Source organism: Bacillus haimaensis (assembly GCF_048270625.1).
Classification (GTDB): domain Bacteria; phylum Bacillota; class Bacilli; order Bacillales; family Bacillaceae_I; genus Sutcliffiella_A; species Sutcliffiella_A haimaensis.
In genome coordinates this window covers 866,571-882,699 of the sequence record NZ_CP158164.1, presented here as the reverse complement: position 1 = coordinate 882,699, position 16,129 = coordinate 866,571, and the positions used below count along the sequence as shown (strand labels likewise).

Here is a 16,129-nt window from a genome sequence, read left to right as displayed (position 1 = left end):
GAAAAAACGGCCCTGCATAGGACCGTCCATTCTATTCACTGACTTGCTCTTCGATTTTATCCGACGCGTCCTTCAGCAGCCCTGACATCAGGCTGCTCACTCCGTCCGCCAGCTTTTTTCCCATGGAGGAGAAAAAATTGAACGCCTTGATTCCTTCCAGTTTTTCCTGCTTTTCTTTTATATCCTGTGAAGTGATTTCGTTCCCGAGGAATGTCCCATTATAGCCCTCAGTCGTCTCTACGACGTGAAACGCCTTGCCATCTGAAGGGTCGTCATAGCCTTTCATCTTACGCATGCCCTCATTGGCCTGCTGCATGCCCAAAAGCACTCCAAGAAACAATACTATCGTAATGAGGCCACTCATGAACAAAAATCTTTTCATCGCACTTTCAGCTCCTTTTACTCTTTATTGACGTTCACCCTCTGGCGTTCCATCCACTTTTTCAGCGTACCAATAGATCTCACTGAATACATCCGCAAATACCTCCAGTGTTCTGTTCATCTCTTCAAAAGTATTGTCAACTCCTCCGACTTCTATAAGTATGGAGTTGGGGGAGAGGTCTTGGTTATAAAGGCCGTTTCTCGTCGCGACTGCCGGCGGGTCAAATAATCCTTTGCTCAGGCCCGGGTATTTTTCCTGTAATTTCTGATGAATCTGGTTCGCCAATGCCTGATTTTTTTCATAGTTAGGGTTTTTCTTACCAATGACAAAGTACAATTTGGCGAATGACTCGCCATTGATTTCAATCGTTGTACTATTCCTGCGCCCGGAATCCCTATGGATATCAATCAAATAGTTGATATCCTGATTACTTGCCATTGCTTCTTGTACAATCGGACGTGTAATGTCATAGGATTTACCGTATGTCCAATTCTTTTGTTTAAGTCCCAATGCAGTATCGGTTGTATCCACATCTGTTCCAATACCCCTTTGAACTAGTTCTTGCTGAAGCTTGGTACCAAGCTTTGTCACATTGACTTCAGGGTGACTCGCAGAATCAGGATCAGTCACACCCTTCAAATAGGGCAGAAACGATTCACGCGAATGGGAATGATAAATGAAAACGGTACGTTTGTCTCCAGTCGTTTGGGCAGGTGGAGGACTGTTCCCTTCACTCTCCTCCTCCAGTTCCACAACGGATGCCTCTCTTTCCGCTAAAAGCACTTCCATCGGCGGCGAAGATTCAACAGGCATGTTCGCATAGTTGATCCCCTCCCCTGCAACAAGGATCTCACCATCATAATGAAAGAATCCCGGTATCTCATTTCTTATCAAACTTCTCGGATCATCCAGATTAATGCTGGTTGTTAGCTCAAACAGCGCGGAGCCATAATTAGGCTTCTTGGCTTCCTCCGACAATCCCTGGGTAAAATACGCATTGGTGTACCCTAAAATATATAAAAGAGATTCTCCATTCAGTCTTTTGGAAAATTCATTGATAGAGCTCGAGGTGACTCTATATTCCGGTTTAAGTGATGTCATTACACCGGATACCGCAAATACGAGTATGAATCCCAAGATCACTGCTACGATTGCTTTTTTCAAGCTTGTCCCATTAACTGTTACGACGACGTTTGACGAGCGGTAGCCCTTCATGCTTTCACCCTTTCTATGCTAATTGCTACTATGTGTATGCATTAGCGGGAAAGAGTAGAACAAGCTGTCGATTAATGGGTATAGGCGCCTACATTATCCTGGCCAACATGTGCATGCAAGGCAGCATTCAGTCCTTCCGCAATGACATTTGCCATATCTCCAATAAAATCATCCACTTCTTTAGGTGTAACCATTAAATTATGGCCAAGTGGAGAAAGGACTTCATGGATCAATCTTCTTTTTTCTTCATCCGGCAATGTCCCAACAAGACCAAGGAAGTTTTGACGGTGCTCATCTGCAGGCAGATCCTCCTCTGTCAGCTTTCGTTTTTCACCGAAACTCATTCCAGCTGGCACCAAGGATCTGGATGGATTATCGCCTTCACGCATTTCCCTTCCAAAATGTTTTAAAATAAAATCAATTGTATCGCTCGCCATGGATACCGCATCGACAACAGTCGGTATGCCAATCGCGATAACAGGGATTCCAAGTGTTTCTAGGCTCAGCTCTTTTCTTTTGTTGCCGACTCCTGATCCCGGGTGAATGCCTGTATCTGAAATCTGGATTGTTGCATTGACTCGTTCAATGGAACGAGCCGCCAGCGCATCGACGGCAATGACAAAGTCCGGTTTTGTTTTTTCCACTACCCCGACGATAATGTCACTCGTTTCAATCCCCGTTAACCCCATCACTCCCGGTGTGAGCGCACTTACCGGTCGAAAGCCGTCCTGAACAGATTCCGGCTGAAGGGTGAAAAGGTGTTTTGTAATGAGCAGGTTCTCGCATGTAAGCGGTCCGAGCGCATCCGGCGTCACATTTTTGTTTCCAAGTCCAACGACGAGACAACTGGCATCCTTTGATATTTTCATGCCATCCAAAAATGCGCTAAATTCTTTTGCAAAAACTTTTTCCACCTTCTGCTGCAGATCAGTATCCTGTTGACGGATCGCCGTGGTCTCCAGGGTCAAATAGTTCCCGGCTTTTTTACCTGTCATTTCTGCACCTTTTTCAGAGATGGTTACGGTTGTTATGTTGATTCCGTCAGTCTGGCGTTCTTTAACCACCACACCTTCGATTGCCGTGGAAGGCTGAGCACCCGCCTGAGCGGTTGTGCTTCCTCCCGTTTGTGAGGTGGTGGACTCCCTTTCCTGTTTCTCCACCGCCATCTGCTTTGCTTCAATTGCCAAATCCGTTCTTACACTATATTGACTTAAATCCAATGGTTGATTATTCATAAGGACCTCCAGCATTGCCAAATTTTAGTTTTATTTTTACCTTTTCCCCGCTTTTCATGCATCCGATATTCCCTGAGGTTGAATCGCTTTCCATCGATATTTGAACATAATGTTTCAGCGAAGAAACCACTTTCAAGAAAATTACCTTGACTCCCTATTGCATAATCATCATGGATTTGATAGAATATCACTTGTTCTCATAAGTATAGAAATGTCGAGTTTTATATATTCTCGATCGTCGAATTGTATGGAGGTGAAAGATATGCCAAACATTAAATCTGCTATCAAACGTGTAAAAACTAACGATGTACGTCGTGCTCATAACGCTACTATTAAGTCTTCTATGCGTACTGCTGTGAAGAAAGTAGAAGCTTTTGTTGCCAACAACGATGTTGAAGGTGCAAAAACTGCTTACTTAGAAGCTGCGAAGCGTTTAGACAAAGCTGCTCAAAACGGTATCATCCACAAGAATGCAGCAAACCGTCAAAAATCTCGCCTAGCGAAAAAAGTAAACGGCGCTACTGCCTAATGAAAGACGATCCACTTGGGTCGTTTTTTATTTTGGTCTTTTTTCTCCATTGAAGACACCGCCACCCACCGATCTCACACAAACCAGTGCCTGGCCCCTCCACCCACTAACCAACCTCTTTCTCCTCTAAACAAAAAAAGAGGGGCCTGGCACTAATAAGTACCATCCCCCCACAAAACTAATTCAAATACAAAAACAAAACACAACATCCCCCACAACACCAGTGCCTGGCCCCTCCACCCACCACCCAACCTCTCTCTCCCCAAACAAAAAAAGAGGGGCCTGGCACTAATAAGTACCGTCCCCCCACCTAATCCCATTCGAAGTCAAGCAATCCAAAAACTATTTCACCGGTGCCAGCTTCAGCAGCAGCATCTCGATTGCCAGTTGCTTGTCCACTTTCCCACTTTTCATCTCATAATCCGCTTCTGCAAGGTTCTGCATCATACTCATCAATTCACTTCTTGAGAAATAGCGGCTCTGTTGCGCTGCCAGTTTCACTCGGTATGGATGCACCCGAAGGATTCCCGCCATTTTCTGCTGACTGTAGCCTTGTTCACTCAGGTCCTTCACCTGATATAACATCCTGAATTGGGTGGCGATCAGGGCGTGCAGCTTGATAGGCTCTTCATTGTTCCTGATCAATTCGTAGAAGATAGCCAATGCCTCATCAATTTTACGATGCACCATTTTTTCGATCAACTCGAAAATGGTATGCTCAATCGATTTGGCTGCCAGAAGCTTTACTGTCTCCACAGTGATTGTTTGTTCAGCCGCTCCGATATACATCGCCATTTTGTTGATTTCCTGTGCCAGGACGGAAAGGTTCACCCCCGCAATTTTCAGCAGTTCCTCCGCTGCATCGTTGGCAAGCACAGCACCGTTCTGCTCCGCCCTTTCCTTCATCCAGGCCATCAGTTCCCTTTCGCCGAGAGGTTGTCCTTCGATGATCTCCGCTAAAGATTTCAACTGCTTCACGATTTTCTTCCGCTCGTCCAGCTTTTCGTAAGGCGCATGAATCACAAGAATGGTGTAAGGTGCTGCCTCCTGTATGTATGACAAAAACCGGTCTGTATTGTGCTCCACCTTGCTTTTGCTTTTTTCCCCTGTAAGAAAGAATGGGTTGGTGAGCACCACCACTCTCCGCTCTCCCATAAACGGCAGGGTTTCCGCATCTTCAATCGCGATATCCACCGGCTGCTCTTCCATATCATAATAGGACAAATTGAAGTCATGCTCCTCCGGTTCAAGGGCATGATTGATGATGCTGTCCCGCACTTCTTTTAATAAAAAACCTTCTGTTCCTATTAATAAGTAGATAGGCGCAAAATGTTTGGCTTTAATTTTTTTCAATGCTTCAAATCCCATAGAAAAGCTCCCGTCAGTTTTCGTTCACTATCCTATCGTACATGAGGAAGCGAGGTGCTGACAAGCATAGAAAAGGCAAAAAGAAAAAACGTCTATAAAATTCAAAGGAGATTAGTTTCGACTGTAAAAACTAATCCCCATTTTATATGAACGTCAACGAAGCGAGCCCCAGGTAACTCACTAGTTGACGATTGACCCCTCGGGTGTAATACTATGTTCTCCCGTTATTTCCGAACTATTTGTGACAACTCTTGTCAAAGGTGGAAAAGCATATTTGTTAGGTAGATTTTTTTTAGTGAATAGCTTATACTAATGAATGATAAGGAGGGATACTTATGAACGAATTTGAAAAAAGCGTCCAAAGTAAACGTAACGATGCAGTTGATTCTGGTGTCGGTTTTGTCGTATCCTTCGGCTTTTTCGCAACGATTTTTCTAATGGGAACCCTTATACAGTACCTAGGATCTTAATTACGGTTATATACATACCGTAGTGATTCTTTCTCAAAGCTCGTTGTGGAAAGAATGAGGATAAAACTCAAAGCTTCGTCTTAAAAGAGACTGCTGATAATTGGCAGTCTCTTTTTCATTTCTTCTAGTGTATCCTATGGTAATTGGGTGGAAAACGTTCCTCCGCGATGGGTAAAAATATACACGATGGCTCCTTGTTCATCAGTTCGGTAAATGATAGAACCTGCACCCTCAAAACGCTCCAACACTTCTGCATGAGGGTGCCCAAACCGGTTGTTCCGACCTGCTGAAATCAGGACATTATCAGGCTCCACCCTATCCAGAAAAGGTGCCAGGCTGGACGTACCGCTGCCGTGATGCGCTGCTTTCAGAACATCCGCCTTCAGTTGGGGATAGTTGCGCAAAAGATCCCTTTCCCCGGCTTCCTCAATATCTCCTGTAAACAGCCAGGAAAGCCCGCCGAACTCTGCGTATATAACAATCGAACCGTCATTTTTGTCCTCATATACCTTGGATGGATGCAAAAACTGAAAAGAAGCATCCCCTGCTTCCCATCCAGACGTCCCATTTACCTCCATTACGTTTATCTTTCTGTTTGATGCTTCTGCCATAACCTCCCGTTCCATTTCACCCCCGTCTCTCCCAAAACCGATTGGTACATAAATATCCTTTACTTTCACCTCCTTCAGCAGGGTGGGAGCATTTCCGATATGATCATAGTCCCCGTGCGTCAAAAATAGTTTATCCAGTTCTCTTATTCCTTCGGCTTTCAAAAAAGGGACAAGGATTCTTTTCCCGCCATCAAATTCTGATTTTCGCTTTTCCCACGCCTCCACCTCAAACCGGAAAACACCTCCTGTATCAATCAGGTACGTTCCGCGGTTGTGTGGCAGCCTGATATAGATGGCATCTCCCTGTCCGATATCCAATACCACGACTTTACCTTCCCATTGGAACAAGCCGATATTCCAGTGAAAAACAAAACAAATCAATAAGAAGCTTATTGCCTTCCAGCTTCTTTTTATAGTTGTGGTTTCCACTTTGTAAAAGAGAAAAACAACGGATAAAATGTATCCAGCTATCAAAAAAGGTGGTGGCTTTCCGAATACGAGAGAACCAAAAGGAAAGCTGGCGATCTCTCCTGCAAGACCATTCATAAGAAGCAACGGGTACTTCAATAGAGGAAGAACCATGGGTACAAAATCAGGTAAAAGCAAAAGGCAAAAGAAAATGAAAAAAGAAAGCGGCAATACAAACAAAGAATAGAACGGGATAAAAATGAGGTTCAAAAGTGGACTCCATATGGAGATTTGAAAGAAGTGATAAAGGATGATCGGCAGCGATGCAAGTTGCGCTACGACAGATACGTAAAGCAATTGATAACCTTTATGTCGGATAGAATTCAGTCTTTTGGCCGAAAGCAGCAAACAAAGACTGACGATAAAGGAAAGCTGAAATCCAATATGAAAAAGGTAATAAGGGCTGATCAATAGAATGCTCATGCATGCTACTCCAATGGAATCGATGGATAGAAAGCTTTTTTTCACCATCAGGTACAATAGCACCACACCGGTCATAATGGCAGCCCGCATGACGGATGGAGCCGCTCCGGCAATGATGACGTACATCGGGAGAAACAGAAGAAGCGTACCATTCATGAACCCTCTTGTCGCACCGAGTCTGATCCCAATAAAAAAAACGGCTGCTGTAATCACTCCTACGTGAAGGCCTGAGATTGCCAGAAGATGGACAAGGCCCAACAACTGATAAGCTTCAAGAATTTCTTCATCCATATAGGCTCGTTCTCCAAATATCAAGCTAATCATGAATCCCGATATCGGCTGCTCCACTTTGTCATGGATCAATTGCATCCCTTTTACTCTCCATAGCTTCAAGGTCGTTAGAATACTTGGGGAAGATGGCTTCATACAATGTGAAGGAGCCTCGATTAACGTGAGGGTCCAGTGAATCTGCTGGTGATAGAGAAATTGCTTGTAGTCAAATGCATGAGGATTTGTTGGGGGTAGGGGTTCTTTTAGCATTCCGGTAAAATTGCAGCGGTCTCCAATTTGGAGTGACGAGAAGCTCTGTAACTCTTTTTCCGTCTTCATGTAGTACTCAACCAGGAGGGGTTCCTCTCTCGTATTGATTTGGAAGGATATTTTATTTCCATCGCGGATAATCTGTTGGGTTATTTCTCCAGAAAACTCTGTATTGTATTCCGTAAATTGTGAAGTATTTGTCCGTTCTGTCATGGTGGTATATACGGCAAAACCAATACCTACTGTCAAAGCAGCCCATGCCAAGGCGGTTCTCTTCATGCCGAGCGATATCCAAAGAAGAAAGCATCCGGCTAAAACCAGCAGTCCCCAGTGAAACGAAAAACTGGAGACCGCAATGCCTATACAGCTGGAAATGGCAAGATATGCATAATTGCCAGTCTGTTTCATGGTAGCCTACACCCTGGAGCTAAACAAAAAATCAGCCTTTTCATACCATTCTTTGATTTCTTCCTCTGATGCACCTGACTCTTCCAGTTTACGGATCAATTCAGTAATGAATTTCAGCTTTTCAGGATCATGATTATCTGAATCTTGGAACTCTACATACTGAACCCGAACTCCCGCCTGTTCAAACATTTCCATCGCATAAGGATGATTCTTATAGTCCATGGCATAATAGACCGTTTTAATTCCTGCTTGGATAATGGCTTTACAGCAATGCAGACATGGAAAATGAGTGACATAGATTTCAGCACCTGTTGTTGGCACCCCGAACTTGGAACACTGCAGGAGTGCATTCATTTCGGCATGGATGGTCCTCACACAGTGGTTATCTATCACATAGCATCCTTCATCTATACAATGGGTTCCGCCGGCAATGGACCCGTTATAACCGCCTGCTATGATACGCTTGTCCCGAACAATGGTAGCCCCGACTGTCAATCGTGTACACGTGCTGCGCAATGCCAGCAAATGGCTTTGCGCCATGAAATATTGATCCCAAGATATTCTAGCCATAAATATTCCCTCCAACTTCCTTTTACAATAACTATAGTGTATCGACATATCTAGTGCCTCGTCAATTTAATTTGCTGTCGTAATGTCGTCCCTTATTTTTTCAAGCGATTTCTCTCCAATTCCGGTGACATTCAGCATCTCATCAACTGACTTGAACAATCCGTTTTCCTGACGATATTCGATGATGGCATTAGCTTTTGATGGTCCGATCCCAGAGAGAGTTGTAAGCTCTTCGACTGTTGCGGTATTGATATTCACCTTATTTTGACCCGTATCTTTTCCATCCTCGGGACTAGGAGTCTCCACAAGTGATACTTCCTCCACCTCTTCTCCCTCTTCCGGTACATAAATCACCATTTCATCCACCAGTAAGGCAGCAAGATTCACTTTTCTCGTATCGGCACTTGCCAAAAAGCCTCCAGCTTTGTCTACCGCGTCAATAATGCGCTCTCCATTGGCCAGCTCGTACACTCCGGGAAGCTTTACTGCGCCTTTTATATCAATCAGGACTGCTGCGGGTTGGTGGAGTACTTCTTTTTCAATTTCAGAATCCGTTTCGATACTCTCGTCCACCTCACCTCCCTCCTCTTCCACTACGAGTTTTTGGAAATCTTTTGGTTCTGTTGCCTGAGATGCCGGAAACAGTTTAGGCCAGAGGATGAACATGAGCGCAAAGGCAGCTATTGCACCGAGCATCCATTTCTTTTTATGAAGATATAGTAATTCTTTCACGGGGTTTTCACCTTCTATTCATAATTTTTTCAAAAAAAACATATAGTGTATGAGAAACTTTTTGGATGAAGGAGGGCATGAAAGTGAAAATTGGAATCATCGGGACCGGTAATATGGGAAAGATATTGATCGAAGCATTTATCGAAGCTGGCGCAGTACCTCCTGAAAATATGACGATAACCAATCGAACATTAAAGAAGGCGTATAGCATTCAGAGCCTATACGAAAATATAGTGGTAAAAGAAACAGCAGAGGAAGTAGTGAAAGCTTCTGAAATCTTATTTCTTGCAGTCAAGCCTTTGGATATTCACCCCCTTTTATTGAAAATAGATCATTTACTGACTAAGGATAAATGTGTAATCTCCATCACTTCCCCTGTGTCAGTGAAACAATTGCAATCTCTCGTTTCCTGTCAGGTGGCACGGATTATTCCGAGCATTACAAACCGGGCTCTATCAGGAGTTACACTCATGACATTCGGTGATGATTTAAACGAGGAGTATCAGGACTATCTGACAGAAATCTGTGCAAAGATTTCCAAACCGATTATCATAGGCGAAAATGTGACGAGAGTGGCTTCCGATATTGTCAGCTGCGGACCGGCATTTTTCAGCTATCTTCTGCAGAAGTTCATTGATGGGGCAGTGAGTGAAACCGAGATTACCAAGGAACAGGCTACTGCACTGGCAAGTGAAATGATAGTCGGTATGGGCAAACTATTGGAGAAGAACCTTTATACGCTGCCAACCCTGCAGGCAAAAGTATGTGTAAAGGGTGGTGTAACAGGAGAAGGAATCAAGGTACTGGAAAATGAGCTTGGTGATGTATTCCACCATTTGATACAGAAAACCCACGAGAAGTTCGATGAAGATCTGTGCGAGGTTAAAAAGCAGTTTCACTAACGTATTCGACCTGTTCGACAGAATTCCTTTTTCTTTTGCAAGATTCTTCTAAAAAATCCGATGATGAAAAACCCATCCTTGAGCTGACGCCTAAGGATGGGTTTTTCGTTAGTAATGATCAAGTCTACATATTTTTGCTTTGCTGAAGAAGTTTGGATTCTCCTGTACGTTCCCATTCTTCCACTGTTTCATATGCCATTTCAGGAGAATATCCCTTCCCGACGAGAACTCCCATCAGGATAAATTCCTGAAGGATATGTGTAGCATTTATTCCTCTTTTCACATCCTCTAACCCTTCATTCACTAAAAACTCCGTGTACTTTACCCATTCATCTGGAGTTTTTCCTGAAATAACCGTCTTCCCATCGCCTTCTTCAGCTTCCATTGCATCTGCTTTGGTTACATGAACAGTACCAAATGGATGATTAGGAGGTGCATAAATAGAGTAAAGTTTTAGTGGAGTATTGCCTGTATTGGTCAGGTTATGCCATGTGCCAGCAGGAATTATAATTGCAGAATCGTCATAGACATTTCTTTTAAAGTTTAAATCATCTTTACTCTTGCCCATTTGAACAATACCCTGTCCTTGCTCAACACGTAAGAATTGATCAACGTCCGGATGCAATTCCAAACCGATATCTTCTCCCGGATTGAGGCTCATCAATGTAAGTTGCAGATGGGTTCCTGTCCATAGAGCTGTACGATAAGTATTGTTTTGCAGGGTGGCTTCATTGATATTCACGACATATGGAATTGGTCCATTATCTTTCAGCTGGATTCTTCTATCTTCTTGGCTGAATCCAAAGGAGCCATATGGATTTGGCGGGGTATATCTGTAAACAGATTGTTGGCCATAGTTATACATTGGCCATTGAACATAATAAGGATTCTGATATTGGTATCGAAAAAAATTGGGATCATAGTTCATTTTTTTCATTCCCTTCCCAGTTTATAGATTTATCTTATGCACTGTTTAGGGGAAGGTACTTAGTCTAAAACAAAAGCCTATCAAATTTGAAAAAATTGATAGGCACATTTGCTTGTATTTCTATATTTTTCTTGCGGCAAAAAACACTCTTTCCGCCTGATCTGAGAGGTGTTCCATGGAGAAATCGCCTGTAACAGATAACAGTTCAAAGCCCGCTTCCCCCAACCATTTCTTATAGAGCTCCACACTATGGGTACGCTGGTAATGCACCTCGTCAAAGCGGGAATAAAGGCCGCTTTCCTCTTCCAGGACGAAGAAGCTCAGCTCATGCTCCACACTGTTCGCTTCTTCTCCTGCATAGCAGTTCCATATGTAGGCCACTTCTTCTTCCGCATTTGTAAACGTGCTATTCATAAAAACTTGGGACATTTTATAAATGGAATGAACATCAAATAAAAAGAGTCCGCCTTCTTCAAGCTGGCTTGAGACCGCCTTGAATGTATCCTGAACCTCTACTTCTGTTTGCAGATAATTAAGGGAGTCACAAAAGATTGTCACGCAGTCCGAACCAGTAAAGCCATCAAGCTCAGTCATATTCTGTTCAAAATAAGGTATAGCTACACCTGCTTGCACAGACTTTTCATGCGCCACCGCAAGCATGCTTTCGGACAGGTCCACCCCGGAGACCTTCCATCCCTCTTTTGCAAAACGGATGGTCATTTCCCCGGTCCCGCACCCGACATCCACGATGGAAAAGTCTGTTTTATCTTTCGCATAACGATCCTTTACGCTTTTGACGTATTCCACCCATTGATCATACGGGACGTCCTCCATCAAATGATCGTAAATGAAAGCAAATTGACCGTAAGCCATTTACGTCAGCTCTTTAAGTACGTCTTCGCGTGGTGCATCTCCCCAAAGGCGCTCCAAGTTGTAATAGCCACGCTCATCCTTATGGAATACATGGGCAACCACATCCCCAAGGTCAACAAGAATCCAGCGTGCCTCATCGAAGCCTTCCATTCTGCGGACATGCTGCCCTTGTTCTTCTGCCGCTTCCTTAATCGCTCTGGCAATCGCTTGTACCTGCTTGTCGGAGTTACCATGACAAATCAAGAAATAATCCGATACAAGGGAGATCCCCTTCATATTCAATGCAACCAATTCTTCTGCTCTTTTATCATCTGCCGCTTGTGCAGCAAGTTGTAATAATTCTTTTGACATTAACTTAACTTCCTTCCTTTTACTTTCATAGTCATATCATTATAAGCGTGAAATGTATCCGGATAAACAGGCTGATTCCGCTTCAACAAATAGGAAATCGTATTTTTCATCGCTTGTATCATTGCTATATCAAGGCTTGCTTTGGCAGTTTCCCGTACCTCTTCCACTCCCGGAAAGTCACGCCCAGGCTCAATATAATCCGCTACATAAAGGATCTTATCAAGTGTAGTCATATTTATTTTTCCGGATGTATGGCATTTTATCGCCTCTAAAACATCTTTATCTTTAATACCCACTTCTTTTTCCACCAAATAGGCACCAACTGGAGCGTGCCAAAGTTCATCATGATGTGCAAGGAGATCCTTTGGCATATTTTGCTCAAGTATGATATTCCGCATTTCTTCCTTATCACGAAACTTGGCATAATCATGGAAAATCGCCGCAAGCTCCGCCTTGTTCTCGTCCACACCATATTTTTTTGCGAGCTCGATGCTTGTATCCATTACGCCGATGGTATGGATATAGCGACGTTCTGTTAGTTGCTCCCGTACAATTCTCAGCGCTTTGTCCCTATTCATATAGCTTTTTCTCCTCTATAATTCGTCGGACCTGCTCAGGCACCAAATAGTGCGAGGACCTGCCCTCTTTGACACGCTGTCTGATGAGCGTAGAGGAAACCTCAAACTGCGGTGTTTCGACCTCTATGACAGGATAGGCGGTTTCAATGGAATAGCCCGGCCTTTTCACACCTACGAATTTCACCAGCTTAACCAGTTCCTTTATTTTATGCCATTTTGGCAGGTATTCCACCATATCGGCTCCAATGATGAAATGAAAATCAATTGTCGGATGTTTTTCTTTCAGCAATAGAATGGTGTCATAAGTATAGGACGGTCCCTCTCTCTCCAGTTCAATCGTTTGCAGCAGAAAAGAGGGCCTATCGTCAATTGCAGCCTTTATCATTTCGAGACGATGCTCGGTGCTTGTGATGGAATCCGACTGTTTATGCGGGGGGATATGGTTAGGCATGAACCACACTTCATCCAAGCTTAAACAATGCTGTACATCATTTGCTATTAAAAGATGACCAAGATGGGGAGGATCAAAGGTGCCTCCCATAATGCCTACTTTTTTCACCATATTCCCTCCCATATATTATCTGGATCTTGGCAACTCAATCTGTTTGTTTTCTCTGGACTCCTTGTAGAGGACAACAGTGTTACCGATTACCTGGACTAGCTCTGCCTGCGTTCCTTCTACAAGCTCACTCGCTACTGTGTTTCTGTCGTCATCACAGTTTTGGAGAATGCTTACCTTTAAAAGCTCTCTTACTTCAAGTGCTTCTGAGATTTGTTTGGTCATATTTTCATTTACTCCACCTTTTCCTACTTGGAAAATTGGATCAAGATGATGTGCTGCAGCACGTAAAAATCTTTTTTGTTTACCTGTTAACATGATGTTCCTCCTAGTCGTTCTGTTACTAATGTTTCCATCCTATCCACATCTGGTATATTTCCTGTCCAGTGCTGAAAGGCTAGAGCAGCTTGATACGCAAACATTTGCACACCGTTTTGGACAACCGCTCCTTTTAATCGTGCTTCCTTTAATAGTTTCGTTTCTAAAGGATTATAGATAATATCACTTACCACTGCATTCTCTTTCAGTGTCGTAAGTGCAATCGGCGTTTCCTCCACATGAGGATGCATTCCAACAGATGTGGTCTGGACAATGACATCATACATCGGAAGACTCCAAACAGCTTCTTCCATCGTTACAGCACGGCATCTGTCATGAAAGGAAAACTCCTCGATCAGAGTGATGGCTTTGCCTGGAGTGCGGTTCAATATATCCGCCGTGACCCCGGGTTCCTGAACAAGAGAATAGATGATAGCCCTTGCGGCGCCACCTGCACCGATGATCAGCATCCGCTTATCATTGGTTGTTGTCACTCTCTTTAACGCTTCCACGAACCCTGGGCCATCCGTGTTATACCCTTTCAATATCCCGTTCTTATGGACTACTGTATTGACAGCCCCTATCCTCAGGGCATGTTCGTCCACTTCGTCAAGCATTGGAATAATGGCTTCCTTATGTGGAATCGTCACATTGAAGCCGGATACGCCGAGGGCTTTCATCCCTCTTACTGCGTTTTCGAGTTCCTTTTGTTCCACATGGAATGCATGATAATAGGCATCCATTCCAAGATGAAGAAATGCATCATTATGAATAAGTGGAGACATGGTTTGCTGTATCGGACAGCCTATCACCCCGTAAAGCTTCTTCATCAGAGCCCCCCCATTCCACTTCAAGTTATATTAATGACTTCCTTACCATCACACCAACGCCTTTTGGGACATGCGCAACAACCTTGACCCCCGCTTCTTTGATCGTGATCCAGCCAAGTCCGGAGAATACGATATCCGTCTTCTCTTCTTTAATGGTGAATTCATGGGCGACGAGCTCCGGGAAGCTTTCAGCATAATCATCTCCAGGAGGCTGCAATAGCTCGCCAAGATGCTCTTTATACATATTGTCTGCATTTGCAAGCTTCGTCCGATGAATGTAGAGAGCATTAGAAAAATAGCAGGTGAAGGAATTCCGTCCACCTTTCACATAATCGAATCGGGCCAAACCGCCAAAGAATAAGGTCTGCTCTTCGTTTAATTGAAAGACCATCGGCTTGATTTCTTTTTTCGGAGAAATGACCTTGAGATCTTTTTTGTCTACATAATGAGCCATTTGATGACGGTTGATGATGCCTGGCGTGTCATAAAGGGAAGCACCATTATCGAGCGGAATATCAATCAGGTCCAAAGTCGTCCCGGGAACTGGGAGGTCGTAATGACATCCTTTTCTCCGGAGAACTCACGGATGATACGGTTGATGAACGTGGACTTTCCGACGTTCGTACATCCAACTACATAAACATCCTTACCGTTACGGTACTCATCCATCGCTGCTGCAAGTTCTTTGACTCCAGTCCCTTTATCAGCACTGATCAAAAATACATCTTCAGGCTTTAAACCCAGTTCTTTTGCAGCCAGCTTCATCCAATTGATCACTTTGTTTGGCTTGACCGATTTTGGAAGAAGATCCACTTTATTTCCGACAAGCAGAATCTTATTGTTTCCTACAAACCGGTGCAATCCAGGCAGCCAGCTTCCATCAAAATCAAAAATGTCCACGATTTTCACTACTAGACCTTCCGATTGTCCGATGGAATGAAGAATCTTAATAAAGTCATCATCCGTCAAGGATACATCCTGGATTTCATTATAGTTCTTCAATCTGAAGCAACGTTGACAAATGATCGTCTCTTTGTTCAAAGAAGATGCTGGTGCATAGCCCAATCCCGCTTTATCCTCGGTTTGGATGTCCACTCCACAACCTACACATACTACTTGTTCTTCCATATTCCTTAATCCTCCCAAGAAATCATGCCTCTTCGCTTCATCCATGATAATATTCTACGCTCGACCTGTCGGTTGAATTTGGTGACAAACCCATCCGATTTGGCTACCGGCACCACCAAAATGGTATGCAGACCAAGACGGTTGCCCCCGAGTACATCTGTCAGAAGCTGGTCGCCAACAACAACCACTTCTTCAGCTCTGATATTCATCTCCCGCAAGGCACGTTTGAAGGCCCTCCTGAATGGTTTTCTCGCTTCATAGATGTACGGGATCCCTAATGGATCTGAAAACAACTTCACACGCTTGAGCTTATTGTTGGAAACGATGGTGACAAGGATTCCTGCAGCCTGCATTTCCTTGAACCATTCAATCAAAGCCGGCGTCGCTTCCGGTCTGTCCCATTCCACCAATGTATTATCAAGGTCTGTAATAATACCTTTGATGCCTTTTTCCTTTAATGTTGCTGGCTTAATTTCGAACACACTTTTTACATGTTCTGCCGGCAAAAAATATTTTAGCACGATGCTCACCCTCTATATATTTCTAAATTCGTATACAATTTTCATGAAGCAGCTTTTCCGAAACAAAATTATACTTTACCATCTTACCCAAATTCCTTCAATGTTCCAAGTAAATTGTCGATAATAGTAGTGTTTACTAATGTTTCAAGAGATAAAAATAAACGGAAAATAAAAATTTTTCGACAAATTA

General features: G+C 43.6%; 18 protein-coding genes and 1 pseudogene. 3 read left to right on the top strand and 16 right to left on the bottom strand.

The annotated features are described in order from the left end of the window. Positions 1-31: 31 nt before the first annotated feature. The 3 genes from ABN702_RS04230 to gpr all read right to left on the bottom strand — a co-directional run bounded on the left by ABN702_RS04230 (position 32) and on the right by gpr (position 2,832). Entirely contained in the window at positions 32-382 is a 351-nt protein-coding gene (locus ABN702_RS04230; RefSeq protein ID WP_417899529.1) for a DUF3679 domain-containing protein, read from the bottom strand. Positions 383-406: 24 nt separating this feature from the next. Then, positions 407-1,597 carry a stage II sporulation protein P gene (spoIIP, locus tag ABN702_RS04225; RefSeq protein ID WP_417899528.1) on the bottom strand — a complete coding sequence of 397 codons (1,191 nt, stop codon included), beginning with the start codon at positions 1,595-1,597 and terminating at the stop codon, positions 407-409. Positions 1,598-1,668: 71 nt separating this feature from the next. After that, positions 1,669-2,832 carry a GPR endopeptidase gene (gene gpr, locus ABN702_RS04220; protein WP_417899527.1) on the bottom strand — a complete coding sequence of 388 codons (1,164 nt, stop codon included), beginning with the start codon at positions 2,830-2,832 and terminating at the stop codon, positions 1,669-1,671. Between the two features lie 262 nt (positions 2,833-3,094). Here gpr and rpsT point away from each other — a divergent pair, with 262 nt between their 5' ends. Continuing rightward, positions 3,095-3,361, top strand: coding sequence for a 30S ribosomal protein S20 (gene rpsT / locus ABN702_RS04215; RefSeq protein WP_010196181.1), 267 nt, complete (start codon positions 3,095-3,097; stop codon positions 3,359-3,361). A 342-nt stretch (positions 3,362-3,703) separates the two neighbouring features. On the opposite strand, the gene holA is transcribed toward rpsT, so the two are convergent. Continuing rightward, complete coding sequence (gene holA / locus ABN702_RS04210; protein ID WP_417899526.1) at positions 3,704-4,729, bottom strand: DNA polymerase III subunit delta; 1,026 nt, start codon at positions 4,727-4,729, stop codon at positions 3,704-3,706. Positions 4,730-5,064: 335 nt separating this feature from the next. Between holA and ABN702_RS04205 the strand changes: the two genes are divergently transcribed. Continuing rightward, a complete protein-coding gene (locus ABN702_RS04205; RefSeq protein ID WP_204415950.1) occupies positions 5,065-5,199 on the top strand; it encodes a YqzM family protein in 135 nt (44 codons plus the stop codon). Positions 5,200-5,333: 134 nt separating this feature from the next. Here the strand turns inward: ABN702_RS04205 and ABN702_RS04200 are convergent, their stop codons facing one another. The 3 genes from ABN702_RS04200 to ABN702_RS04190 form a co-directional block, all read right to left on the bottom strand. After that, entirely contained in the window at positions 5,334-7,649 is a 2,316-nt protein-coding gene (locus ABN702_RS04200) for a DNA internalization-related competence protein ComEC/Rec2 (RefSeq protein ID WP_417899525.1), read from the bottom strand. 6 nt (positions 7,650-7,655) lie between these two features. Beyond that, entirely contained in the window at positions 7,656-8,219 is a 564-nt protein-coding gene (locus tag ABN702_RS04195) for a ComE operon protein 2 (protein ID WP_417899524.1), read from the bottom strand. A 66-nt stretch (positions 8,220-8,285) separates the two neighbouring features. After that, positions 8,286-8,951, bottom strand: coding sequence for a helix-hairpin-helix domain-containing protein (locus tag ABN702_RS04190; protein WP_417899523.1), 666 nt, complete (start codon positions 8,949-8,951; stop codon positions 8,286-8,288). Positions 8,952-9,034: 83 nt separating this feature from the next. Here ABN702_RS04190 and comER point away from each other — a divergent pair, with 83 nt between their 5' ends. Then, positions 9,035-9,853 carry a late competence protein ComER gene (comER, locus tag ABN702_RS04185; protein ID WP_417899522.1) on the top strand — a complete coding sequence of 273 codons (819 nt, stop codon included), beginning with the start codon at positions 9,035-9,037 and terminating at the stop codon, positions 9,851-9,853. A gap of 124 nt (positions 9,854-9,977) precedes the next feature. On the opposite strand, the gene ABN702_RS04180 is transcribed toward comER, so the two are convergent. The 9 genes and pseudogenes from ABN702_RS04180 to ABN702_RS04140 form a co-directional block, all read right to left on the bottom strand. Then, positions 9,978-10,781 (bottom strand): cupin domain-containing protein, encoded by an 804-nt coding sequence (locus ABN702_RS04180; protein WP_417900821.1) that lies wholly within the window; start codon positions 10,779-10,781, stop codon positions 9,978-9,980. A 120-nt stretch (positions 10,782-10,901) separates the two neighbouring features. Next, positions 10,902-11,654 carry a class I SAM-dependent DNA methyltransferase gene (locus tag ABN702_RS04175; RefSeq protein ID WP_417899521.1) on the bottom strand — a complete coding sequence of 251 codons (753 nt, stop codon included), beginning with the start codon at positions 11,652-11,654 and terminating at the stop codon, positions 10,902-10,904. Continuing rightward, positions 11,655-12,005, bottom strand: coding sequence for a ribosome silencing factor (gene rsfS / locus ABN702_RS04170; RefSeq protein WP_417899520.1), 351 nt, complete (start codon positions 12,003-12,005; stop codon positions 11,655-11,657). Continuing rightward, positions 12,005-12,583 carry a bis(5'-nucleosyl)-tetraphosphatase (symmetrical) YqeK gene (gene yqeK, locus ABN702_RS04165; RefSeq protein WP_417899519.1) on the bottom strand — a complete coding sequence of 193 codons (579 nt, stop codon included), beginning with the start codon at positions 12,581-12,583 and terminating at the stop codon, positions 12,005-12,007. The genes rsfS and yqeK overlap by 1 nt, the downstream gene beginning before the upstream one ends. Then, a complete protein-coding gene (locus ABN702_RS04160) occupies positions 12,576-13,142 on the bottom strand; it encodes a nicotinate-nucleotide adenylyltransferase (protein WP_417900820.1) in 567 nt (188 codons plus the stop codon). Before ABN702_RS04160 ends, yqeK begins: the two co-directional genes overlap by 8 nt. An 18-nt stretch (positions 13,143-13,160) precedes the next feature. Further along, positions 13,161-13,460, bottom strand: coding sequence for a ribosome assembly RNA-binding protein YhbY (gene yhbY / locus ABN702_RS04155; protein WP_417899518.1), 300 nt, complete (start codon positions 13,458-13,460; stop codon positions 13,161-13,163). Further along, positions 13,454-14,290 (bottom strand): shikimate dehydrogenase, encoded by an 837-nt coding sequence (aroE, locus tag ABN702_RS04150; protein WP_417899517.1) that lies wholly within the window; start codon positions 14,288-14,290, stop codon positions 13,454-13,456. Before aroE ends, yhbY begins: the two co-directional genes overlap by 7 nt. 25 nt (positions 14,291-14,315) lie before the next feature. Beyond that, positions 14,316-15,418 (bottom strand): annotated as a pseudogene (gene yqeH, locus ABN702_RS04145) (ribosome biogenesis GTPase YqeH). A 5-nt stretch (positions 15,419-15,423) separates the two neighbouring features. After that, complete coding sequence (locus ABN702_RS04140; RefSeq protein ID WP_417900819.1) at positions 15,424-15,942, bottom strand: YqeG family HAD IIIA-type phosphatase; 519 nt, start codon at positions 15,940-15,942, stop codon at positions 15,424-15,426. Positions 15,943-16,129 lie beyond the last annotated feature (187 nt).